The 22401-nt window shown below is 69.5% G+C and carries 21 protein-coding genes; 10 read left to right on the top strand and 11 right to left on the bottom strand.

Features of this window, described 5'->3' with window-relative positions:
* Positions 1 to 2 precede the first annotated feature (2 nt).
* The 8 genes from BM041_RS15180 to BM041_RS15145 are packed head-to-tail and all read right to left on the bottom strand — an operon-like array spanning position 3 to position 9676.
* Positions 3 to 2057: a hydantoinase/oxoprolinase family protein gene (locus BM041_RS15180; RefSeq protein ID WP_092960714.1), complete on the bottom strand. Its 2055-nt coding sequence runs from the start codon at positions 2055 to 2057 to the stop codon at positions 3 to 5.
* The gene (locus BM041_RS15175; protein WP_092960713.1) at positions 2054 to 3757 is read right to left on the bottom strand and encodes a hydantoinase B/oxoprolinase family protein; all 1704 of its coding nucleotides are present in this window, start codon (positions 3755 to 3757) and stop codon (positions 2054 to 2056) included. The genes BM041_RS15180 and BM041_RS15175 overlap by 4 nt, the downstream gene beginning before the upstream one ends.
* A complete protein-coding gene (locus BM041_RS15170) occupies positions 3754 to 5145 on the bottom strand; it encodes an MmgE/PrpD family protein (RefSeq protein WP_092960712.1) in 1392 nt (463 codons plus the stop codon). Before BM041_RS15170 ends, BM041_RS15175 begins: the two co-directional genes overlap by 4 nt.
* A gap of 20 nt (positions 5146 to 5165) precedes the next feature.
* Positions 5166 to 5867 (bottom strand): ABC transporter ATP-binding protein, encoded by a 702-nt coding sequence (locus tag BM041_RS15165; protein ID WP_092960711.1) that lies wholly within the window; start codon positions 5865 to 5867, stop codon positions 5166 to 5168.
* Positions 5860 to 6621: an ABC transporter ATP-binding protein gene (locus tag BM041_RS15160; protein ID WP_342713796.1), complete on the bottom strand. Its 762-nt coding sequence runs from the start codon at positions 6619 to 6621 to the stop codon at positions 5860 to 5862. The genes BM041_RS15165 and BM041_RS15160 overlap by 8 nt, the downstream gene beginning before the upstream one ends.
* Positions 6618 to 7568, bottom strand: a complete 951-nt coding sequence (locus BM041_RS15155) for a branched-chain amino acid ABC transporter permease (protein ID WP_092960710.1) — start codon at positions 7566 to 7568, stop codon at positions 6618 to 6620. The genes BM041_RS15160 and BM041_RS15155 overlap by 4 nt, the downstream gene beginning before the upstream one ends.
* The gene (locus BM041_RS15150; RefSeq protein WP_092960853.1) at positions 7565 to 8407 is read right to left on the bottom strand and encodes a branched-chain amino acid ABC transporter permease; all 843 of its coding nucleotides are present in this window, start codon (positions 8405 to 8407) and stop codon (positions 7565 to 7567) included. The genes BM041_RS15155 and BM041_RS15150 overlap by 4 nt, the downstream gene beginning before the upstream one ends.
* A gap of 39 nt (positions 8408 to 8446) precedes the next feature.
* Entirely contained in the window at positions 8447 to 9676 is a 1230-nt protein-coding gene (locus BM041_RS15145; protein ID WP_092960709.1) for an ABC transporter substrate-binding protein, read from the bottom strand.
* Positions 9677 to 9913: 237 nt separating this feature from the next.
* On the opposite strand from BM041_RS15145, the gene BM041_RS15140 reads away from it, so the two are divergent.
* From BM041_RS15140 to phnD, 9 genes are all read left to right on the top strand, one after another.
* Complete coding sequence (locus BM041_RS15140; protein ID WP_092960708.1) at positions 9914 to 10105, top strand: hypothetical protein; 192 nt, start codon at positions 9914 to 9916, stop codon at positions 10103 to 10105.
* Between the two features lie 73 nt (positions 10106 to 10178).
* Positions 10179 to 11084 carry a DMT family transporter gene (locus tag BM041_RS15135; RefSeq protein ID WP_245762101.1) on the top strand — a complete coding sequence of 302 codons (906 nt, stop codon included), beginning with the start codon at positions 10179 to 10181 and terminating at the stop codon, positions 11082 to 11084.
* A complete protein-coding gene (locus BM041_RS15130; RefSeq protein ID WP_092960707.1) occupies positions 11081 to 12400 on the top strand; it encodes an NAD(P)/FAD-dependent oxidoreductase in 1320 nt (439 codons plus the stop codon). The genes BM041_RS15135 and BM041_RS15130 overlap by 4 nt, the downstream gene beginning before the upstream one ends.
* Before the next feature lie 99 nt (positions 12401 to 12499).
* The gene (locus BM041_RS15125) at positions 12500 to 13516 is read left to right on the top strand and encodes an ABC transporter substrate-binding protein (RefSeq protein ID WP_092960706.1); all 1017 of its coding nucleotides are present in this window, start codon (positions 12500 to 12502) and stop codon (positions 13514 to 13516) included.
* 28 nt (positions 13517 to 13544) lie between these two features.
* A complete protein-coding gene (locus BM041_RS15120; protein WP_092960705.1) occupies positions 13545 to 14570 on the top strand; it encodes an ABC transporter substrate-binding protein in 1026 nt (341 codons plus the stop codon).
* 143 nt (positions 14571 to 14713) lie between these two features.
* A complete protein-coding gene (locus BM041_RS15115; RefSeq protein ID WP_092960704.1) occupies positions 14714 to 16210 on the top strand; it encodes an amidohydrolase family protein in 1497 nt (498 codons plus the stop codon).
* Between the two features lie 13 nt (positions 16211 to 16223).
* Positions 16224 to 17003 carry an SDR family NAD(P)-dependent oxidoreductase gene (locus tag BM041_RS15110; protein ID WP_092960703.1) on the top strand — a complete coding sequence of 260 codons (780 nt, stop codon included), beginning with the start codon at positions 16224 to 16226 and terminating at the stop codon, positions 17001 to 17003.
* Between the two features lie 127 nt (positions 17004 to 17130).
* The gene (locus tag BM041_RS15105; protein ID WP_092960702.1) at positions 17131 to 18570 is read left to right on the top strand and encodes a dihydroorotase; all 1440 of its coding nucleotides are present in this window, start codon (positions 17131 to 17133) and stop codon (positions 18568 to 18570) included.
* A gap of 87 nt (positions 18571 to 18657) precedes the next feature.
* Positions 18658 to 19626: a phosphate/phosphite/phosphonate ABC transporter substrate-binding protein gene (gene phnD, locus BM041_RS15100; protein ID WP_092960851.1), complete on the top strand. Its 969-nt coding sequence runs from the start codon at positions 18658 to 18660 to the stop codon at positions 19624 to 19626.
* Positions 19627 to 19668: 42 nt separating this feature from the next.
* On the opposite strand, the gene BM041_RS15095 is transcribed toward phnD, so the two are convergent.
* Positions 19669 to 20664 carry a Bug family tripartite tricarboxylate transporter substrate binding protein gene (locus BM041_RS15095; protein WP_092960701.1) on the bottom strand — a complete coding sequence of 332 codons (996 nt, stop codon included), beginning with the start codon at positions 20662 to 20664 and terminating at the stop codon, positions 19669 to 19671.
* Positions 20665 to 20686: 22 nt separating this feature from the next.
* A complete protein-coding gene (locus BM041_RS15090; protein ID WP_092960700.1) occupies positions 20687 to 20893 on the bottom strand; it encodes a hypothetical protein in 207 nt (68 codons plus the stop codon).
* A 206-nt stretch (positions 20894 to 21099) separates the two neighbouring features.
* Between BM041_RS15090 and BM041_RS15085 the strand changes: the two genes are divergently transcribed.
* Positions 21100 to 21840 carry an aspartate/glutamate racemase family protein gene (locus BM041_RS15085; protein ID WP_092960850.1) on the top strand — a complete coding sequence of 247 codons (741 nt, stop codon included), beginning with the start codon at positions 21100 to 21102 and terminating at the stop codon, positions 21838 to 21840.
* Between the two features lies 1 nt (position 21841).
* On the opposite strand, the gene BM041_RS15080 is transcribed toward BM041_RS15085, so the two are convergent.
* Positions 21842 to 22243 carry a hypothetical protein gene (locus BM041_RS15080; RefSeq protein WP_092960699.1) on the bottom strand — a complete coding sequence of 134 codons (402 nt, stop codon included), beginning with the start codon at positions 22241 to 22243 and terminating at the stop codon, positions 21842 to 21844.
* Positions 22244 to 22401: the final 158 nt, after the last annotated feature.

Genomic DNA, 22401 nt, shown 5'->3' with positions numbered 1-22401 from the left:
CGTCACTCCCGTTCGATGATGAGGTTGCCGAAGCGGTCGGTGCGCGCGACCAGGTCGGGATCGACGACGACCGTCGCATCGCCCTGTTCAAGGATCGCGGGCCCATGCACGCGCGACCCTTCCGGCAGGTCGAGCCGCGACCAGACGGTCGCGGTATGCCAGGCCCCATCGAACCACACCTGCCGCGCGCCGCGTGCCGCGCCTTCCACCGTTGCATCCTTGGGCGGTGCCAGCGCCGTCAAGTCGAAGTCGGGCCGGATGCCGATGGCGGCCGTGCGGAGCGAGACGATGCGGATGCCAAGGCCCGGCAGCAGCCGGCTGAAGGCCGTCTGGTAGGCAGCCTCGAAGGCCATGCGGATGATGGCTTCGCTGACGCCGGTGGTGCCGTTCTTCACATGCACGGGCAGCGGCACGCCAACGGTGTGCGTCTGGCCGGCATAGTGCATGTCGAGTTCGAAGCGGATCTCGATGCGCTCCACCGGGAGCCCCGCGGCCTCCACCACGGCGCGCGCGGCGGTCGCTTCTTCCACCATGCGTTGGTCGAGCGCGGCGGCGTCGATGCCATCCAGGTTGCGGTTCAGCGTCCGCACCTGGTCATGCCGCACATCGGCGATGACGCAGCCGATGGCACTGGTCACGCCGGGAAAGCGCGGCACCAGCGCCGCCTGCAACCCCACTTCCTTGATCAGCGCGCCGACATGCAGCGCGCCGCCGCCGCCGAAGGGCAGTGCTACGAATTTCTGCGGATCATGCCCCCGCTCGATGGAAACGAGCCTGATGGCACCGGCCATCTTGGCATTGGCGACACGCACCACGGCCTCCGCCGCCGCCATGGCATCAAGGCCAAGCGGTTGGCCGACATGATGCAGCAGCGCGGCCTTCGCACCCTCCACATCCAGCCGCGCCAGCGCGCCACCGATGGGCTTGTCCGCATTGATCCGGCCGAGCACGACATTCGCATCCGTCAGTGTCGGCCGCGTATTGCCCTGGCCGTAGCAGACCGGGCCCGGTCGGCTGCCCGCGCTTTCCGGCCCCACCTGCAACAGCCCGCCGCGATCGACATGGGCGATGGAACCACCGCCGGCGCCGATGGTCGTGATCTCGATCATCGGGCTGCGGATCACCAGACCGAAATCGATCGTCGCCTGGGCCGCCAGCGCCATCTCTCCGCCTGCGACCAGGGACACGTCGAAAGACGTGCCGCCCAGGTCACAGGTGATGGCGTTCTCGAACCCCGCCGCCTTGGCGATGGCCGCCGCTGCGATGACACCAGCCGCCGGCCCGGACAGCGCCGTGCGCGCCGGCACGCTGCGCGCGGTAGCGGTGGACATGATGCCGCCATTGGACTGCACGATGTGGAACCGCCCGCCGAAGCCCGCGCTCTCCAGCGCGCCTTCCAGCTTGCCGAGGTAGCTCGCCACGCCGGGTTGCAGATAGGCGTTGAGCGCGGTGGTGGAGGCACGCTCGAACTCCCGAATCTCCGGCAGGATTTCCGAGGAAACGCTGACATGCGGCGTCGGCCAGATCGCGCGCACGGCTTTCGCCGCCGCGGCCTCGTTCACCCCGCTCGCATAGGCATTGATGAAGACGATCGCGCAGGCTTCGGCGCCGCGCGCCAGCAATTCACGCGCTGCCGCCTCGACGGCCGCGATATCGACCGCCGTGTGCACCGTCCCATCCGCCAGCGTGCGCTCCGGCACCTCGAAGCGCATGTCGCGGTCCGTGATGGGCAGGAACTCGCCCCAGAGGCCCCAGGTGTTGCGCCGGTCCCGCCGCCGCATCTCCAGCACGTCGCGGAAGCCCGCGGTGGTGATGACGCCGAGCTTGGCACCCTTGCGTTCCAGCAGCGCATTGGTGCCGACGGTCGTGCCATGCACGATGGCCTCGAACCCCGCAGGCCCGCCCAGTGCCCGCAGCCCGTTCATGAAGCCCACGGCCTCATCGCCCCGGTTCGACGGCACCTTCGCCGTGCGGAAGGATGCTGTGCCGGGATCATAGAGGAACAGGTCGGTAAACGTGCCGCCGACGTCCACGCCGACGATGGGTGCGCTGCTCATGCCCGGTATCCGTAGTCCTGTGCCGCGCGTTCCGCGCTGACGAAGCCCAGCCTGATGTCACGCGCCACAGCCTCCCGCGGCCGCTGCATCGGGTCGCCCCATCCGCCGCCACCCGGTGCTTCCAGGCGCACGCGCTGCCCGGCCTCGATCTTCACGCCGACGATCTTGCTGGCCATGGGCGGCGTGTTCCAGCCATCCGCCGATTGCCAGGCGAAGGTGTTCAGCGCGGCTGGCTGCCCGCCGCTGACGCCGAAGGGCGCGAAGCGACCGCGTTCCCCCAGCAGCGCCACTTCCGTGGTGCCGGGCGACAGCGCCTCGATCTCATAGATCGCGCCGACACCGCCGCGATGCAGCCCGGCGCCGCCGCTGTCCGGCCGCAGCGCCCATTGGGTGAACATCACGGGGTAGGCGGCTTCCAGGATCTCCGCCGGCGGGATCGTCGCGGTGGAGATCGGGTTGTTCGCGTGGTGCAGCCCATCGCTCTCCGGATTGCCGCCGAGGCCGCCGCCGAAGAAGGAGAACATGACCCAGCGCGTGCCATCCTTGCGCTGGCCGGACAGCGACAGCGCGTTGATGGTGCCGAAGGGCGCTGCCGTCGCGCGTTCCGGCACCGCCTTGCCCAGCGCGCCGAAGATGACGCCGATGAGGCGGAGGATCGTCTCGGTATAGCCCGCCACCGGCCGCGGCGGACCGACGCCGAGCAGCGAGGAATCAGGAATCACAAACTCGATCGGCCGCAGCACGCCCGCATTCGCCGGCACATCGGGGAAGGCATGCTTCAGCGCGACATAGCAGGCCGCCACCGTCGTCGCCCGGCTGATGTTGATCGGGCCGAGGCAGGCATCGCTGCTGCGGGAGAAGTCGAGCAGCATCGACCCGCCGCGCACCTTCATGTCCAGCGCGATGACCAGCTTCTCATCGACCACGCCGTCATTGTCGAGGTAATCCTCGAAGGCGTAGTCGCCATCGGGCAGCGCCTCGACCTCCGCCTGCATCAGCGCCGCGGCGCGATCCGCCAGCGCCACGAAGGCAGATTCCACCGTCGACTCCCCGCTTTCATCCAGCAGCGCGGAGAGGCGTCGCTGGCCGAGATCCAGCGCATTCAACTGGCCGTTCAGGTCGCCCCAATTGGATTGCGGCACGCGGCTGTTGGCCGCCAGGATATCGAGGATGTCCTGCTGCATCACGCCGGCGCGGATCAGCTTCACCGGCGGGAAGCGCACCCCTTCCTGGTGGCTCTCCGTCGCGCGCGGATTGTAGTTGCCAGGCACGTTGCCGCCGATGTCGAGCCAATGCCCCACGCTCGCCAGCCAGCAGAACAGCTTCCCCTGCCGGAACAGTGGCCGGACGAGGCGGAAATCATTCAGATGGGTGCCGCCCTCATACGGGTCGTTGAAGATGAAGGTGTCGCCGGGGTCGAGCCCGGCGCCCGCCTGCACCCGCTTGATGACGGCCTGCACGGCGAAGGACATGGCGCCGACGAAGATCGGCAGCCCCTTCGTCCCCTGCACCAGCGTGGCGCCGGTTTCCGCATGATAGATGCCGTGGCAGGCGTCGCGCGCCTCCGCGATGATCGGGTTGAACGCGCTGCGATACAGCGTTGCGTCCATCTCGTCGGCGATCTGCTCCAGCCGTCCCTTCAGGACGGCCAGCGTCACGGCGTCGAGCGCCCCGCGCTCGCGGACATGAGCAAGACTCATCGTGCCAGCAATTCCACCAGTGAAGTCGCCTCGTCATGCGGGCCGATCGCCAGCACCGCTTCCTCGATCGCCGTCGCGCGATCGCGCCCATAGACCGGGTCAGCCAGGTCATGGAATTTCTCGCGCACCTCGGCCTCCGAGAAGGGATCCTCGGTATCCCCGCGATTGGTCGTGACCTCCGCGCGCAACACGCGGCCATCATTCAGCGTGATGGCGACGCGCGCGGGGCGCAGGCCGGGCAGCATCGCCGTCATCGCCGCATCCTCGTCGACCGTCACTCGCTGCGCCAGCGCCAGCGTCACGGGATCCTCACGCGCGGGTCCACGGAAGGCTGGCACGGTCGCGGCCCCGTGGCGGATGAAGGTGGCGATGGCGAAGGGGATGCTGAACTTGGCGGCCAGCATGTTCGGCGCCGCGGGGCTGTCGAGCTGCGCGGCCCAGACATAGGTGTGGACGTGGACCGCCTTCACCTGGTCCGGCGTCAGCGCGCCATGCTCCGCCACGATCTTCGCCAGCGCATCCAGCGCGCCATGCGTATAGCGGCAGGCGGCGTGGCGCTTGAAATAGTTGCGGGCGATCTCCCAGCGCGTGCCGAGCTCCGCCACCATCTCATCCGGCCGGAAGTCATTCGCGCTGACATGGCCGAAGATGGTGGCGACGCCGTCGCGCTCACCCTCGAACCCCGCCCGCACCAGATCCCACACGGTGATGCCGAGCATGTTGGCGACGCCGGCATAGGTGTTCCGTACCGTGCCGCCTTCCAGCATCGTCTTGCGCGACGTGGCCAGGCCGAGCGTGGAGGCCATGTTGATCACGCCGCGGAATTCCTCCGCCGTCGCGCCATGCAGCTTGGCGATGCCGGTCGCGGCGCCCAGCGTGCCCCAGGTGCCATGCGGGTGCATCGCGACGTTCAGCTTGCTCGCGATGCCGACGCGGCTGCCCATCTCGTAGCCCAGCGCCAGCGCCACCAGCAGCGCCGCGCCGTCGCCGCGCGGTGCCGCCAGCAGCGCGGGCACGACATGGATGGCGGGGTGGCCGCGGGCATACTGGTTGCCCTCATCCAGTTCCAGCATCGTGCCGGCGGTGCCATTCAGGAAGGCCGCCGTGCCGGGACGCGCGCCGCCGGCGAAGCCGATCACCGGCGAATCGCCGCCACCCTCACGCGCGATCATCCGCGCCGCCAGCGCCTGGCACTCGGGCTCCTGCGCGCCCGATGCGATGGCCCCGATGCAATCCAGCAGCGCCAGCCGCGTGCGCGCCACCACATCCGCCGGCAGATCGGCGAAGCGAACCTTGGCCGCGAAGCGCGACCATTCGCCGAGCCATGGCGAGGGTGGCGTGGCGAGCAGCTCCGTTGCCGCGGCAACCCCCGGCGTCAGCATGGCCATGGCTTCTGTTTCCTTCCCCGTTACAGACCCAGATAGGCGCGCTTCAGCTCCGGGTCGTCACGCACTGTGGCAGCCGGGCCCGACAGCGCGAAGACCCCGTGTTCCAGCACATAGGCGCGGTCCGCAATGTCGAGGGACTGCGCGACATTCTGTTCCACCAGCATGATCGCAAGCCCTTCTCCATGCAGCCTGCGGATCAGGGTGAACATCTCCTCCACCAGCAACGGCGAGAGGCCGAGCGACGGCTCATCGAGGATCAACAGCCGCGGCTCCGCCATCATGCCGCGCCCGATCGCCAGCATCTGCTGCTCACCGCCCGAGAGCGTGCCCGCGCCCTGGGCCACGCGTTCCCGCAGGCGGGGGAAGGTCGCGAAGACCTTTTCCAGGTTCCGCGCACGGTTCGGCCTGGCGCGGCGGTAGGAACCGAGTTCGAGGTTCTCCCGCACCGTCAGGTTCGGGAAGATCTTGCGGCCTTCCGGCACCTGGATCAGGCCGCGCTCCATCACCTGCGCCGGCGACAGCCCGGTGATGCGCTGCCCCTCGAACAGCACCTCCCCGCTGCGCGGCCTGACGAGCCCGCTGATGGTCATGTTCAGCGTCGTCTTGCCCGCGCCGTTCGATCCCAGCACGGCGACGATCTCGCCGGCCTTCACCTCCAGCGAGACACCTTCCAGCACGCGGGTCAGGCCATAGCCCGCGACCAGATCCCTGACTTCAAGCATCGCGCTTGCCTGACAGGCGCGTTGCCGCGCCGTGACCGAGATAGGCTTCGACAACGGCCGGCGTCGCCACCACTTCCGCCGGCGTGCCGCTGGCGATGATGCGGCCCTGCGCCAGCACATGCACGGCCTCGCAGAGGTTCATCACGGCCTGCATCACATGCTCGATCATCAGCACGGTCACGCCGGAATCGCGGATGGCGCGGACAACGGGCACGATGTCGCGCACCTCGCTCGGATTGAGCCCCGCCAGAACCTCGTCCAGCAGCAGCAGCTTGGGCTCCGTGGCCAGCGCCTTCGCCAGTTCCACCCGCTTGCGTCCCGCCACCGTCAGCGCGGCCGCGGGCTTGTCGAGTTCCGCGGTCAGCCCCACGCGCGCCGCCACCTTCTCCGCCAGCGCGATCGCGTCGTCGCGCCGCTTGTGCCGGAGGAAGGCGCCGACGGCGATGTTCTCCCGCACGGAGAGACCGGCAAAGGGCTGCACGATCTGGAAGGTGCGCGCGATGCCGGCGCGGGCGAGCAGATGCGGCGGCCGCGCCGTGATCTCCTCCCCCTTCCACAGCACATGCCCGGTGGTCGGCTTCTGGAAGCCGGAGACGATGGCGAAGAGCGTTGTCTTCCCCGCGCCATTCGGCCCGATCAGCCCGGTGATGCTGCCCTCCTTCACGAAGAAGGACGCATCGGAGACGGCAAGCAGGCCGCCGAACCGCATGGAGACATTGCGGACGGCCAGGAAGGCGGGATCGGGTTCGATCACTTCGTCCCCCTCCAGCGCCGGATCAGCCCGGGTATGTTCCGCGGCGGGAAGCGCACCACCAGGATGAGCATGATGCCGAAGATCACCAGGTCGATGCCGGGGATGCGGCCCACCAGGCTCTTGGTGAATTCGGACAGGCTGTGCAGCACGATGGAGCCCACGACCGGCCCGAACACCGTACCCGCCCCGCCCACGATCGGCGCCAGCAGGGCTTCAACGCTGATCCAGGTGCCGTAGGCGATGGTGGCGTCCAGGTAGAGGAAATACTGCGCGTAGAGGCCGCCGGCGGCCCCCGTCATCGCGGCCGACAGCGCGATGGCCGCCAGCTTCACGCGCAGCGCATCGACGCCGAGCGCGCGGGCCGCATCCTCATTCTCCCGCACCGCGACCATCTGCGCGCCGAGGCGCGAGCGTTCCAGGGCGCGGGTCAGCAGCATGGCCAGCACCACCATGCCCAGCACCACCCAGAAGAAGGTGCCGCGGGAGGCGAACTGGAAATTCTCCGGCCTGACATCCAGCTTGATCAGCGTGCCCGCCGCGCCGCCGGTGATCTCCGACGCATTGGCCAGCACGCGGAAGACCTCCGCGAAGGCCAGCGTCACCAGCGCGAAATAGCTGCCCTTGAGGCCGGAGCGGAAGGACAGGAAGCCGATCACCCATCCCACCGCGGCCGCGGCCGCGATGCCGATCGCGAAGGCGGCGTAGGGGCTGATCCCGTAGCGTGTCTGCAACACCGCGGTCAGGTAGGCGGTGGTGCCGAAGAAGGCGGCGTGGCCGAAGCTGTATTGCCCGCTATAGCCGCCCAGGATGTTCCAGCCCTGCGCCGCCAGGCACAGGATCAGCGTGAACACCGCGAAGTTCAGCCATGTGCCCGCCGTGACGAACAGCGGCACCAGCGCCGCGATGCCCGCGAAGGCCAGGATCAGGGAAAGCTGCCGGTCCTTCACGCGCGCGCCCCGAACAGCCCGGTCGGCCGGAACAGCAGCACCAGGATGAAGATCACGAAGATGCCGAGCTGACCGAGACTGTCCCCGAGATAGAGGCCCGACAGGCTCTCCACCACGCCGATGAACAGCCCCCCCAGCAGCGCGCCGGGCACGCTGCCCATGCCGCCCAGCACGACGATGGTGAAGGCCACCAGCACGAAGGCATTGCCGACGCGCGGGTTCACGTAGAAGGACGGCAGCAGCAGGCAGGCGGAAATCGCCAGGCACGCGCAGCCGATGGCAAACGTCACGGCATAGACGTGCCGGACATCGATGCCGACCAGCGCCGCGCCGGTGCGTTCCTTCGCCACCGCCCGCATGGCACGCCCCGTATCCGTACGCGTCAGCACCAGGAACAGCACCAGCGCCACCACCAGCGTCACCCCGAAACCCACGACGCGCGGGAAGGACAGCAGCATCGGCCCGGCCTCGATCACCTCCATCGCGTAGGGAACCTGGACGGAGAGCGTGTCCGACCGGAAGATCGCGAGCATCGCGTTCTCCAGCACGATCGACAGGCCGAGCGTCACCAGCAGGATGTTGTTATCATCGCCCTGGCTGGCCGGCATGATGACGAAGCGCTGCACCGCGTAGCCCACCGCGAAGAAGATCGGCACCAGCGGCAGGATGGCGACATAGGGATCGAGCCCGAACACCGCCCAGCACACCCAGGCCGCATACATCGCCATGGTCAGCAGCGCGCCATGGGCGAAGTTGATGATGTGCAGCACGCCATAGACCAGCGTGAGGCCCAGCGCGACCAGCCCATAGACGGCACCGGTGAGGAGGCCGTTCGCCACGGCCTCCAGCACGATTTCAAGCGGAAGGGAGTGCAATGGTCACCCGGCCGGCCAGGGGAAGATCGGCTGCGCGTCGGCGAACTCCGTCGGGAAGATCACCTTCACGTCGTTGTTCTGGATCTGCGTGTTCACCGCCTGGCCCGCCTGGTTCTGGCCATTGACGAAGTTCGTCGGGCCATAGGGCATGATGTGGCGGGTGAAGCTGCCATCGGTCTTCGCCAGCGCCTCGATCACCGCGTTGCGGTCGGCACGGCCTGCACGCTCCAGCGCATCCGCCACCAGCATGACGGCGGAGTAGTTCATCGGCACGTTGAACAGCCAGAAGCGGTTCTGCGCCTCCACCATGCGGCGCAGCTCGGTCGTCTTCGGCTTGCGCGGATCGGCCCAGTGGTTGACGTCCATCACCAGATTGGCCGCTTCCGGGAATTCGCGCACGAAGCGGAAATTGGACGCGGCGCCGTTCAGGATCGCGTAGATGCCCTTCGGCCGGATGCGGCGCTGCTGCAGCGTGCGGCTCAGCAGGACGAATTCGCTGTAGTAGCTGGACGGGATGATCAGGTCCGGGTTCAGGCTGCGGATGCGCAGCGCGATGTTGGACATGTCCCGCGCGGGCGACGGGTGGCTGATCGTCTCCAGGATCTCGAAGCCGCGCGGCGGCAGTTCGGCCTGCATGGTGCGGGCGGCACCCGTGCCGAACAGCCCGTCCTCATGCACCAGCACCACGGTCCTGGCCGGCTTGCCGGCCGCGTCGTTCAGCCGCACCAGATTGTCGAGCGCCGCGCGCGTGATGCTTGCCGCACCCGGGCTGAAGCGGAAGGTGTTGCGCAGGCCGCGGGAGACGATCTGGTCGCTGACGCCGACATCGACGATGTAGGGCAGGTCGTAGCGGGACGCCGCCTGGCTGGCCGCCAGGCAGATCGGGCTCGCGAAGCCGCCGACGATGGCGACCACGCCTTCGGCCTGCATCCGTTCCACTTCCGCCGTGCCGCCTTCGGGGTTCGACCGCGCATCGCCGAACACCATCTGGATCTGCGCGCCGCCGATGGACTTGATGCCCCCGGTCGCATTCAGCTCCTGGATGGCGAGTTCGGCGCCGATGCGGCCATATTCACCGTCCTGCGCCAGGGCGCCCGTGACGGGCTGGAGGATGCCGAGCTTGATCGGCGCAGGCTGCGCCCGCAGCACGGCCGGCGCCGCAAGCGCCCCGGCGGCACCGAGCATCAACGCGCGGCGAGACGGTGTCACGCCCTTAAGGATCGTGTTCGGCATTGCTTGGTTCCCCGGAGGACTTTTCCCTGTCGCGCGGCACCCCGCGCGGCGTGATATCTGCGCCGCCCCGGCGTTTCAGGCAAGCTGTCCGGACAACAAGGGGTGCGATCCTGGACACGGCTTGCATCCCGGCGAGGCAGCCCCTGCACCGCCCAGCGGCATCCCCCGCCCGCGTTGACGCCGCCGCGCCGCCCCCCTAACCCCTGTGCTCAACAACAGCCCGGGAAGGACACGCCGATGCGATCGCATGAGGGCCAGTTCTCCGACAATCGCCCCATCCGCCGCAGCCCGCAGGAGAAGAAGCGCCTGCTGGCGGAACTCAAGGAAACACTGGCCGGCATGAAGCCCACGGCCTCCTCCTCCCTCCGCACCACGCTGGTGGCGAGGATCAAGGAGCTGGAGGCGGAGCTGGCCGCTGACCGCCGCTAGCCGGCCCGAGGGGGTGGCCGCCGGCCACCCCCACCTTTCCCTGGCCCGTCCCAGGGCCTAGCCTCCCCTCCGGATGGACGCCGGGACCGCGCCGAAAGGCGAACAATCACGCGAGACGCGGCGCCTGCTGGCCGGCATGGGCCTCATGCTGGCCTGCTGCCTGTCCTTCGCCGCCATGGGCGCCTGCTTCCGTGCCGCTATGCAGGATGGCCTGCCCGTCCCCCTGGTTCCCTTCGCCCGCGGTGCCTTCACCGTGCTGGTCATGCTGCCCTGGCTGATGCGCAAGGGGCCGTCGGCGCTGCATACGCGCCGGCCGGGGGCGCATCTGTTCCGCTGTTGCGCCGGGCTGGTCGGCTTCATGGTCCATATGCTGGCCATCCTCTGGCTGCCCCTGGCCGATGCTGTGGCCATCATGCATGCGCGGCCGCTCTGGGCCCTGCCCCTCGCCTTCCTGCTGCTGGGGGAGAGGGTGGGCTGGGATCGGGCCATCGCGGCGGCCATCGGCTTCACCGGCGTGCTCGTCATCGCCACCGGCCAGGGTGGGTTCCAGGAAGGGGTTTCCGCCGGCACGCTGGCGGCGCTGCTGGGTGGGTTGACCGGCGCGCTGGTGCTGATCGCGGTCAAGATGCTCTCGGCGACGGAGCCGCCGGCGCGCGTCGTCGCCTGGTATGCGCTGGCCTCCGTCATCGTCTGGGGACCCGTTTCCGCCTTCGTCTGGCAGACGCCCACGGGCTTTGCGGCGGCCATGCTGGTGGCGGGCTCCATACTCGCGATCCTCGGGGATTTCTGTGCGTCCTGGGCGGCGCGGCGGGCCCCGGTCGGGCTGCTGGCGCCCATCGAATATGTGCAGATCCCGGCCTCCGCCGTGATCGCGATGCTGGCCTTCGCCGAAAGGCCGGGCTGGGAACTGGTCTGGGGGACCCTCATCATGGTGGCAGCCACGCTCTACCTCGCGCGCAGCGCGGGACGGCCAGCATGAATGACGAAGCCATCTTCGCCCCCGGCTTCCGCACCACGCCCTATTGGTGGGAGGCCGCAGCCCCGCCTTCCTCTCCCGTCACCGCCCTGCCCGACCAGGCCGATACCGTCATCATCGGCGGCGGCATCACGGGGCTGTCCACGGCGCTTGAACTCGCCCGCGGCGGCATGGCGCCCCTGGTGCTGGACCGGGAGGCGATCGGCTGGGGCGCTTCCTCCCGCAATGGCGGCGCGTTGTCCGGCGCGGGCAGCCTGGGGCGCGCCAAATCCGATGTCTCCAAGGGCATCGACCCCGCGCTGCTGAGCGAGATGGTGGATGAGGCCGAGGCCAGCTTCGATGCCTTCGAGGCGCTGCTGCCCCGCGAATCGATCGAATGCGACTACGTCCGCTGCGGCCGCTTCGTCGGCGCCCATAGCGCGGCCGCGATGGAATCGCTCGCGAAACGCGCCGCCCTGCTGAACGCCGCCATCCCCGGCACGGCGGAGATCCTGCCGCGTGCCCGCCTGGCCGAGGAACTGGGCACGCCCCATTACCACGGCGGCATGGTGAACCACCGCGCCGCCAGCCTACACCCCGCCCGCTACACCCAGGGGCTGGCCCGGGCGGCACGGCGCGCGGGGGCGGCGCTGGCCGGCGGCGTCACCGTGGACGGCATCGCGCGGGAGGGTACGGGCTTCCTCGTCTCCACCACCGCCGGCGTGATCCGCGCCCGCCATGTCATGGTCGCGACCAACGGCTACACCGGCGCCGCCCTGCCCTGGCATCGCCGGCGGATCGTCCCCGTCGCCTCCTACATGGTCGCGACGGCGGTGCTGGGCCGGGATCGCGTGGCGGAGGTGCTGCCGAAATTCCGCGTCTATGGGGACACCAAGAAGATCCTCTACTACTTCCGCCCCTCTCCCGACGGCACCCGCGTGCTGTTCGGCGGCCGCGCCACGCTGTCGGACACCGACCCGCGCGTGGGCGCGCGCTGGCTGCACCGCCACCTGGTCCACCTGCTGCCATCGCTGGAAGGCGTGCGCCTGACCCATGGCTGGAAGGGCAATGTGGCCTTCGCCTTCGACATGCTGCCCCATGTCGGCGTCCAGGACGGCGTGCATCATGCGCTGGGCTGCAATGGCAGCGGCGTCGTCACCATGACGCATCTCGGCACCGTCGCCGCGCGGATGATGCTGGGGGGCGACAACCGCGCCTCCGCCTTCTCCCGCATGCCCATGCCCACCCTGCCGGGCTACAGCGGCACGCCCTGGTTCATGCCACTCGTCACCGGCTGGTACCGGCTGAAGGATTTCGCCAGTGGCTGGCGCGTGACCTGAGCCCTGGCACGGGGCTTGCGGACGCGGGGCGCAAACGCCTCGTCCCCCCGCGCACCGCCGTGCCGCGGCACGGGACGCTGCACGCCAAAGGAGCAGCCCATGCCCAAAGCACTCGCACGCCGCGCCCTGGCGCTGGCCGCCGGCCTTCTCGCCGCCGCGCCCGCCTTCGCGCAGGAGAATGTGCGCATGATCCTCAACTGGCGGCTGGAGGGACCCAACGCCCCCTTCTTCCTGGCCGAGGATCGCGGCTTCTTCCGGGAGGAAGGGATCACGCTGCGGATGGACCCCGGGGAGGGTTCCTCCGCCCCCATCGGCCGCATCGCGGCCGGGACCTATGATGCCGGCTTCGGCGACATCAACACGCTGATCGAATTCACCGCCCGCCAGCCGGAACGCCGCGTGGTCACGGCGATGGTTCTCTACACCCGCCCGCCCATGGCGGTGGTCAGCCTGGCGCGGGCCAACATCAACCGGCCGCAGGATTTGGCCGGCCGCCGAGTCGGCGCGCCGCAGAACGACACGGGCTTCCGCCTGTTCCCCGCCTTCGCCACCCTGGCGGGCATCGACCCCGCCCGCGTCAACTTCCAATCCGTCACCCCCCAGCTGCGGGAGACGCTGCTGGTCCGCGGTGATGTGGAGGCCGTGACAGGTTTCGATTCCACGGTATGGTTCGGGCTGAAGGGCCTCGGCGTGCGGCGCGAGGATGTCCGCTTCATGTATTACGGCGACCACGGGGTCGATGTGCTGTCCAACTCCATCCTGGTCTCGACCGAGATGGCCGAGCGCCGCCCCCAGGTGGTGGCCGGGCTGGTGCGCGCCATCACCCGTGGCTGGATCGAGGCGATCCGCGACCCCCGCGCCGCCGTGCAGCACATCGCCCGCCGCGAAGCCCTGCTCGACCCGGCGCTGGAGACCGAGCGCCTGCAATGGGTGATCGACAATCAGATCCGCACGCCGGAGGCGCTGGCCAACGGCATCGGCCATGTAGAGCCCGAACGCCTGACCCGTGCCATCGGCATCGTCGCCCAGGGCTTCAGCCTGCCCCGCGTGCCAGCCGCCGCCGAGATCCTCGATACCCGATTCCTGCCCGCCGCCCCGCTGCGGCGGATCAACTGACGCCTGTCACACGGAAAGACCCAAGCCCATGACCAGCCTCAATCGCCGCACCCTTCTGGCCACCGCCGCCGGCGCGGCCCTCACGCTTCCCACCATCCGCACCGCCGCCGCGCAATCCGCCGTCCGCTTCACGCTGGACTGGGCGCTGCAGGGCAATCACGGCATGTGGTCCCTGGCCGAGGATCGCGGCATCTTCCGCCGCGAACAGCTGGCCGTCCGCATGGATCGCGGCTTCGGCTCCGGCGATGCGCTGGTGAAGGTGGGCTCCGGCGCCTACGACATCGGCTTCGCGGATTTCTCCGGCGCGGTGAAGTTCAACGCGGAAAACCCGGCCAGCCGCCTGGTCATGCTCTATCCCGTCTTCGACCGCACCGCGGCCGCCATCGTCACCATGCGCGGGCGTGGCATCGAGAAGCCGCAGGACGTCGTCGGCAAGAACCTCGGCGCGCCGGAAGGCGAGGGTTCGCGCCTGCTCTTCCCGGCCTTCGCCCGCGTCGCCGGCATCGATGCCAGCCGCGTTCGCTGGACCTCCATGGCCGCGAACCTGCGCGACACCATGCTGCGCACCCGCCAGGTCGATGCCGTCACGGGCTTCCTCTTTACCGTGCACTTCAACTTGGTCGGCCTCGGCATCCCGGAGGATGACATCCTGTCCTGGCCCTATGCCGAGAACGGCCTCGACCTCTACGGCTCCGGCGTCTTCTGCCGCGCCGATTGGCTGGAGCGGAATGGCGAAGTGGCCTCCCGCTTCGTGAAGGCCTCCATCGATGGCCTTAAGGCGCTGCTGAACGACGTGCCCGGCGGCATGGCCAGCCTGAAGCGCCGCGAGCCGCTGTTCGATGAGGCGCTGGAAGCCCGCCGCTTCGCCATGACGCGCGACCGCTCCATCATCACGCCCAACAGCCGCCAGCACGGGATGGGGCATGTGGACATGGCCCGCGCGCAGCAGCTGGTGACGGTGAATGCGGAGGCACTCGGCGTCGCCAACCCGCCGGCCGCCAGCACCATGTTCACCGACCGCTACCTGCCGCCGGCCTCCGAGCGCCGCCTGTAAGGGCGCGCAAACCCCCACCCCGACCCTCCCCCGGAAGCCCGGGGGAGGGAGCCGGCAGCGACAAATCCCCCTCCCCCGCGCTTGCGGGGGAGGGTCGGGGTGGGGGTCACGCCCACCTCTCCCATCCCCGGAGGACCCTGCCCATGCCCGCCCCCACCCTGCTGCTGACCGGCGCACGCGTGCTTGCGCCCGACGCCCTCTCCGCGCCGCTGGCCGATGTGCTGGTGAAGGACGGCCGCATCGCCGCCATCCTGCCGCCCGGCACCGCGGTCGAAGGTGCGCAGACCCATGATGCCTCGAAGCGCCTCATCATCCCGGGCCTGGTGAACGGCCACACCCATGGCCATGGCGGCCTCGCCAAGGGCGCCGGCGACAAATGGGACCTCGCCTTGCTCCTTGCCCATGCGCCCTGGATCAGCGGCGGCCGCGTGCTGCGGGACAAGTGGCTGTCCACCGCGCTGAACGCGGTCGAGAATCTGAAGAAGGGCTGCACCGCCGTCTTCGACCTGCCGGCCGAATTCCCCTGCCCCACGGTGGAGGGGCTGGACGCCATGGCGGATGCCTACGCGACCGTCGGCCTGCGCGGCATCATCGCCCCGATGGTCGCGGACCTCACATTCTTCCAGGCCACCCCCGGCCTGCCGGAAGCCCTGCCCGCCTCCGTCCGTGCCCGGGCGGAGGGGATGCGCATGCCGCCCGCGCAGCAGATCCTGGATGCCATCGCCGCCGCGGCGAAGTCCTGGTCCCATACGTCGAAGGGCATCGTGCTGGGCTGCGCACCCACCATCCCGCTGCACTGCACCGATGAGTTCATGAAGGGCTGCCGCACGCTGGCCGCGGAATACGGCATGCGGATGCAGACCCATGTCGCGGAAAGCCGCTACCAGTATGCCGGCGGCGTCATCCGCTATGAAGGTGCCACGCTGCTGGAACATATGGATCGGCTCGGCCTGGTGGGGGATTGGTTCAGCGTCGCCCATGGCGTCTGGCTGACGGATAGCGACCTCGACCTGCTGGCGAAGCGCGGCGGCGGCCTGTCCCACAATCCCGGGGCCAATATGCGCCTGTCCTCCGGCATCGCCCCCGCGCGCAAGGCCATCAAGGCGGGCGTCACCGTCGGCATCGGCACGGATGGCTCCTCCTCCTCCGACAACCAGAACATGTTCGAGTCCATGCGCCTCGCCGCCTTCGCCTCCCGCCTCTGGGAGGATTCGGAGGAGGATGACTGGCTCGGCACGGCGGAGACGGTGCGGCTGGCGACCGCCGGTTCCTCGAAGCTGCTGGGCCTTGATGGCGGCGTGATCGAGGCCGGGCGCGCGGCGGACCTCGTGCTGCTCGACCTCGACCACATCAACTGGGCGCCGCTGAACGATGCCGCCAACCAGCTGGTCTGGACCGAGGATGGCGCCGCCGTCGTCGATGTGATGATCGGCGGCGAATGGAAGCTGCGGGACCGCAAGGTGCTGGGCCTCGATGAGTCGAAGCTGGCCGCGGAGGCGAACGAGGCCGCGGAGCGCCTGCGCGGCGTGAATGCGGAAGTGAAGGCCTGGTGCCACGAAGTAGCGCCCCATGTAGCCTGCCACTGCCGGTACCTCGCCAAGGGCTGGACCAAGTCGAAGCGCCTGTTGCGCGCGGAATAAGGGAATCGTCGTGATGCTGCTGAAGGACCGCGTGGCCGTCGTGACCGGCCCCGCCAAGGGAATGGGTGCGGCCTGCACGAAGCTGCTGGCCGAACATGGCGCGGACCTGGCACTGGTCGGCCGCGACACCAAGGCGATCGAGGAAGTCCAGGCGGAATGCCGCGCCATGGGCCGGCGCGCGGAGATCTTCTTCTGTGACCTGATGGATTCCGCCAGCGTCGATACGATGGCCACGTCGGTGCTCTCGGCCTTCGGCCGCGTGGACGTTCTGGTCAACATCGCCGGTGGCCGCGGGCCACTCGGGAAAACCTTCTGGGAGACGACGCCCCAGGAGTTCGACGAGATCCTGCGCCTCAACGTCACCGGCTGCTTCATGACCATGCGCGCCTTCGCGCCCAGCATGATCGCGGCGAAACGGGGCAAGATCGTCAATGTCGGCGGCACCTTCGGCCTGCGTGGCCGCGCCGGCCGCAGCGCCTACTCCGCCAGCAAATGGGGCCTGCGCGGCATCACCAAATCGGCCGCGCTAGAACTCGGCCCCTACGATATCAACGTGAACTGCGTCTGCCCCGGCATGGTGGAAGGTCCGCGCTTCGAACAGGTGCGCGCGACCATGGCGCGGAAGGAAGGCATCAGCATCGAGGAAGCGCGCCGCAAGCACGCTTCCGAATACGCGCTTCAGCGCATCAGCACCGACATGGACGTCGCGAATGCGGTGCTGTTCCTGGCCTCCGACATGTCCCGCCAGACCACGGGCCAGGACCTCGCCGTCGATGGCGGCTGGGTGATCTGACCCTTTTCCAAGCCCTCAAACGCCGGGCGCGCGCATCCGCGCGCTTGGCTTCGCGGCACTTGCCGCGGGCCGCATTCGCGGCCTCGGCCCGCATCGCGGGCCGCCCAGGAAGGAACCGCAAGACGCCATGACAGACACTCCGTTCCTCGCCGACCTCCTCATCACCGGCGGCACGGTGGTGAACGAAACGGGCCGCTTCGCCGCCGATGTCGCGGTGAAGGACGGGCTCATCGCCTTCGTGGGCCACCCGGCCTTCGCGCCCAAGGCCGCCGCGACCATCGATGCGCGCGGAAAATTCGTCATCCCCGGCGCCATCGACGTCCACACCCATATCCGCGAACCCGGCATGGAGCAGAAGGAGGATTGGCGCACCGGCACCCGCGCCGCCGCCGCCGGTGGCGTCACCACCGTCTTCGACATGCCGAACACCGAACCCGCCATCGCGACGGTGGAGGCGCTGGCCGCCAAGCGGGAAGCCGCAGAGCGCCAGGCCATCGTCAATTTCGGCCTCTACGGCATCCTCGACGAACGCTCGCTCGACCATCTGCCGGCGCTGGCGGAGGCCGGGGTGATCGGCTTCAAGCTCTTCTACGGCAACACCACCGGCAACAACCCCGCCCCCAATGACGGCGCGGTGCTGGAGGGGTTCGAGATCCTGGCCGAACTCGGGCTCCGCTGTTCCATCCATGCGGAGAACTCGCCCATCCTCTTCTGGCGGGAGAACCGGATGAAGGCGGCCGGCCGCGACGACGCCTTCGCGCATCTCGCCGCCCGCGCCGACATCGCCGCGCTGGAAAGCCTCAACCGTTCCATCACCCTGTCCGAATGGACCGGGGCACGGATCCACATCGTCCATGAAAGCTGCATGCGCAGCATCCCGATCATCCGCGACGCCAAGGCGCGCGGCGTGCCGATGACGGTGGAGACCTGCCCGCAATACGTGATCATCGCGGCGGAGGATTTGACCGGCGACGCCGCCCGCGTCGGCCGCCTCAACCCCCCGATCCGGGAAGGCCGCCAGCGCGAGCCCATCCTGCAGGCGTTGCTGGACGGCACGATCGACATCCTCGGCACCGACCACGCGCCGCATGCGATGGAGGAGAAGCAGCGCCCGTCCTTCTGGGACAATGCCTGCGGCTTCCCGGGCGTCGAGACCTCCATGCGCCTGATGCTGACCTTCGTGCATGAGGGCCGTATGACCATGGAGCAGTATGTCCGAATGGCCGGCAGCGCGCCGGCCCGGGCCTTCGGCCTCTATCCCCGCAAGGGCGTCATCCAGCCCGGCGCGGATGCCGACATCGCCATCGTCGATCCAACCAAGCGCGACACCATCCGCGGTGCCGAGCTGCACAGCGAACGCAGCCGCTTCACACCCTTCGAGGGGATGGAGACGGTGGGCGCCCCCATCGCCACCATCGTCCGCGGCCGCGTGGTGATGCAGGACGGCAAGGTGCTGGATGCGCCGGGCTGGGGCCGGATGGAGCGGCCCGTGATGCCGAAGCCGGAACCCCGCAACCTCGCCGCCACGACGAAGGCGATCCTGCGGCCGGATTCGTATTCCTGGTAGCGGCAAGCCGCCGATTCCGCCCTGGCGGATCGGCGGTCCTGTCGCAATATGGTCGCCGAACCGTCATCCCAGCCGGAGCCGCCCGCCATGCCCTTCCCCCGCCGCTCCCTCCTGGCCGCGAGCCTGCTCGCGCCCATCGCCGCCGGCGCGCAGACGCCCGCCGCCCGCTTCCCCATGCCGGAACGCGGCCGCCGCCCCTGGGCGCAGCAGATCAGCACGCTGCGCATCGGCGTGCTGGGCGGGGAGAATGAAGCTGACCGCATCGGCCGCTATGGCGGCTATGCGCGGCTGATCGAGGAGACCTTCGGCGTCCCCGTCCGCCTGTTCCAGGCCAGCGACTATGGCGGCGTGGTCCAGGCCTTCGCCGGGCGGCACATCGAGATCGCGAGCATGTCGCCCGCCGCCTATGCCGCCTCCTGGATGGAATCCAACGGCAATGTCGAGCCCATCCTGAAGACGCAGGAGGCCGATGGCAGCACCAGCTATATCGCGGTGATGTACACCCGCGCCGACAGCGGCATCACCAGCCTGGAACAGATGCGCGGCCGGTCCATGGCCTGGGCGGACCCGAACAGCGCCAGCGGCTTCCTGATCCCCCGCGCGGCGCTGCGCCAGGCCGGCGTGAACCCGGAGGCCTTCTTCGGCCGCACCGGCTTCGCCGGCGGGCATGAACAGGCGATCGTCGCCGTGATGGGCCGCCAGTTCGATGCGGGCGTCACCTGGGCGTCGGGCGTCGGCAATGCGGAGGATGGGTTCAACCGCGGTATGCTGCGGGCGACCGCGGAGAAGGGCATGATCAACATGCGCGACATCCGCATCATCTGGCGCAGCGGCCCCATCGAGAACGGACCCATCGTCGTCCGCAAGGACCTTCCCCAGTCCTTCAAGGACGACATGGTGGCCTTCCACCTGGCCCTGCCCGCCGCGGCGCCGGATATCCACCGCGCGGTGGAACGCGGCAACGTCATCGGCTGGGTGCCCGCGCGGCATGAGGAATACGAGTTGTTCCTGCAGATGCGCCGGGACGAAGCCGCGGAGCGCCGCCGCCGGAATTGAGGCGAATGGTTGGGGGGGCGGATCACCCGCCCCCCTCGCCAGTCAGTCCACCGTGGCGCGTGCGTCGCGCACCACCTGCGCCCAGCGTGCCACGTCACGCTCCTGAACCGCGCGGAATTCAGCGGGGGTGCGGACCGTCGGCGGGTCGATGCCCTGCGTGTCGATCAGCCAGCGGCGGAATTCCGGCTCCTCGATGATCTTCACGATCTCCTCGTTCAGCCGCCGCGTGATCGCGTCAGGCAGGCCGGGCGGGCCGAAGACGCCGTACCAGGTCGTGCTCTCGAAATCCGGCAGGCCGCAAGCCTCGGCCACCGTTGGCACGTCCGGCAGCGCCGCGATGCGCGTCCGCGTCGTCACCGCGAGGCCACGGACGGCGCCCTGCTGGATCATCCCCATGGCCGGCCCGACCTGGTTGAAGAAGAAGTCCGTCTGGCCGCCCAGCAGCGACGTGACCGCCCCCGGCTGCCCCGGGAAGGGCACATGCACGACGTCCAACCCCGCGCGCGCCGCGAACAGCGCACCGGCCAGGTGGGTGGAGGCGCCGTTCCCGGTGCTCGGGTAGTTCAGCGCCCCCGGTCGCGCCCGCGCATCCGCGATCACGTCCTGGCAGGTGCGGTAGTTGGGCCGCCGCTCGATGCTGGTGATCATGATGTTCGGCACGTCGCCGAGATGCGCGATCGGCGTGAAATCCGTCATGACGTTGAAGGGCAGGCGCCGGTAGAGCGTCTGGTTGATCGCATGGGTGCCGGCGGTGCCGAACAGGATCAGGTAGCCGTCCGGCCGCGCCTTGGCGACGACGTCGGAGGCGATGTTGCCCCCCGCCCCCACCCGGTTGTTGACCACCACGGGCTGGCCGAGTGCCCGGCTCAGCGGCCCCGCCAGGCGCCGCTGGTAGATGTCGACGCCGGATCCGTTGGGGAAGCCCGCGAGGAACTCGATCGGCCGGTTCGGCCAGGGTGCCTCCTGCGCCATGGCCGGGGCCGCGCCCAGGCCGAGCATCGCGACGAAGGGGGCAAGCAGGCGTCGGCTGATACTCATGGCGGCTCCGTCGTGATGCGCTTCAGGCGGTGATCGGGATGTCTGCGGCATTCAGGGCAGGAATGCCGATGGATTGTACCACCGGATTGGGGGCGCGAGCCTTCCCGGTGCCATCGACATCATACCACAGGAAGCCACGGTCGTTTTCATAGATGAACCGGACAGCGGCGCCGCGCGCAACCCCCGTGCCATTGCCCGCAGGGGTGGGGAGCGATTCCAGGCGGGGCATGGTTCGGCGGGACGTGGAATCGGGATGGCTTCGTCCCCCATGGACCAGCGGGCGCCGTCGGCGCGACGTGCCCGGCGACATCGCCATCGCGGGTGGGCACCGGTCGCGCCTCGCCGGCACGAAGCCGGATCGGGGATGGTTGATGTCGTCAATCCAACGCGGGGCGCGGCTTGCCCGGCAGGGCCGGCCGCGCGACGCTGTCGCGCATGAGCATTCCCCCGCATGTCCCGCGGATCGCCCGCGGTGGACGGTCCATCTACGGCGCGCCGCTCGGCATCCTGATGCTGGAAGCGCGCTTCCCCCGTATTCCCGGCGACATGGGCAATGGCACGACCTGGCCGTTTCCCGTGCTGTTCCGCGTCGTTCGCGGCGCCAGTCCGGAACGGGTGGTGCTGAACGGCGCCCCGGGCCTGTTGCCGGCCTTCATCGAGGCCGCGCGGGACCTGGTCGATCTGGGCGCGGAAGCCATCACAACGAATTGCGGGTTCCTGTCCCTGTTCCAGCGCGAATTGGCGGCGGCGGTCCAGGTCCCGGTCGCGACCTCGTCGCTGATGCAGGTGCCCTGGGTGCAGGCGACGTTGCCGCCGGGCCGGCGCGTCGGCGTGATCACCGTCAACAAGGCGTCGCTGACGCAGGCGCATCTGGACGCCGCGGGCGTCCCCCTCGACACGCCGGTGGAGGGCACCGAGGGCGGCCGGGAGTTCTTCCGCGTGCTGATCCAGTCGGCGAAGGTGGACATGGATGTCGCGCTGGCGGAGCAGGACATCATCGATGCCGGCCGTGCCCTGGTGGCGCGGCATCCCGAGGTCGGCGCCATCGTGCTGGAATGCACGAACATGCCGCCCTACGCGGCGGCGTTGCAGGCGGAGATCGGCCTGCCGGTCTACGACATCTACACGATGATCAACTGGTTCCACGGCGGGCTGAGGCCGCGCCGCTTCGGATGACCTATCGGTCGGTCTGACGCTGCATCAGGGAGGCAAGGCGCTCGACCTCGGTCTGTGGGTCGGCGTCAGTGATGGGGGGGGGCTCCGGGGCCTCTGCCTCCCGCGGGTCGGGGCTGGATGGTTCCCCGGGCTGGTCCAGCACCCGGAGCACCTGGTCGCGGAGCACCGCGAGCTCCCCTGCCTCCCTCGCCCGCTCCGCCGCGATGGCCACGATGCCCGCCACGGCCCGGGCGAGGATCAGCGTCGGCGTTTCCGTGCCCGGCGCGGAGGGCGCCGGGTTCCAGCCATCGGGGGTGGCCATGTCGCGCCAGCGCAGCGCGCCGAAGGTGTCCTGTCGGCGTGCGGCCCGCAGCGCGGGGCCGATGCCGCTGCCGGCGGATCCTGGGAATGGCGTCACGTTCATCGCGGGTTCCCTTCGGGTTTTTCCCCGGGCCGGGGGTGCCCCGGAGCCCCCGAAACGTTCCGGGGACCGTCCTGAGATTTGCGCGGCGGCGGTAAACCGTTCGTAAACAAAAACGGCACTTGGCCCTGACGAATCGCGAAAGTGGTTAACGGATCGAA

It is taken from the genome of Falsiroseomonas stagni DSM 19981 (genome assembly GCF_900114315.1).
In the GTDB taxonomy this organism is placed as follows: Bacteria; Pseudomonadota; Alphaproteobacteria; order Acetobacterales; family Acetobacteraceae; genus Falsiroseomonas; species Falsiroseomonas stagni.
This window is presented reverse-complemented; position numbering and strand designations above follow the sequence as displayed.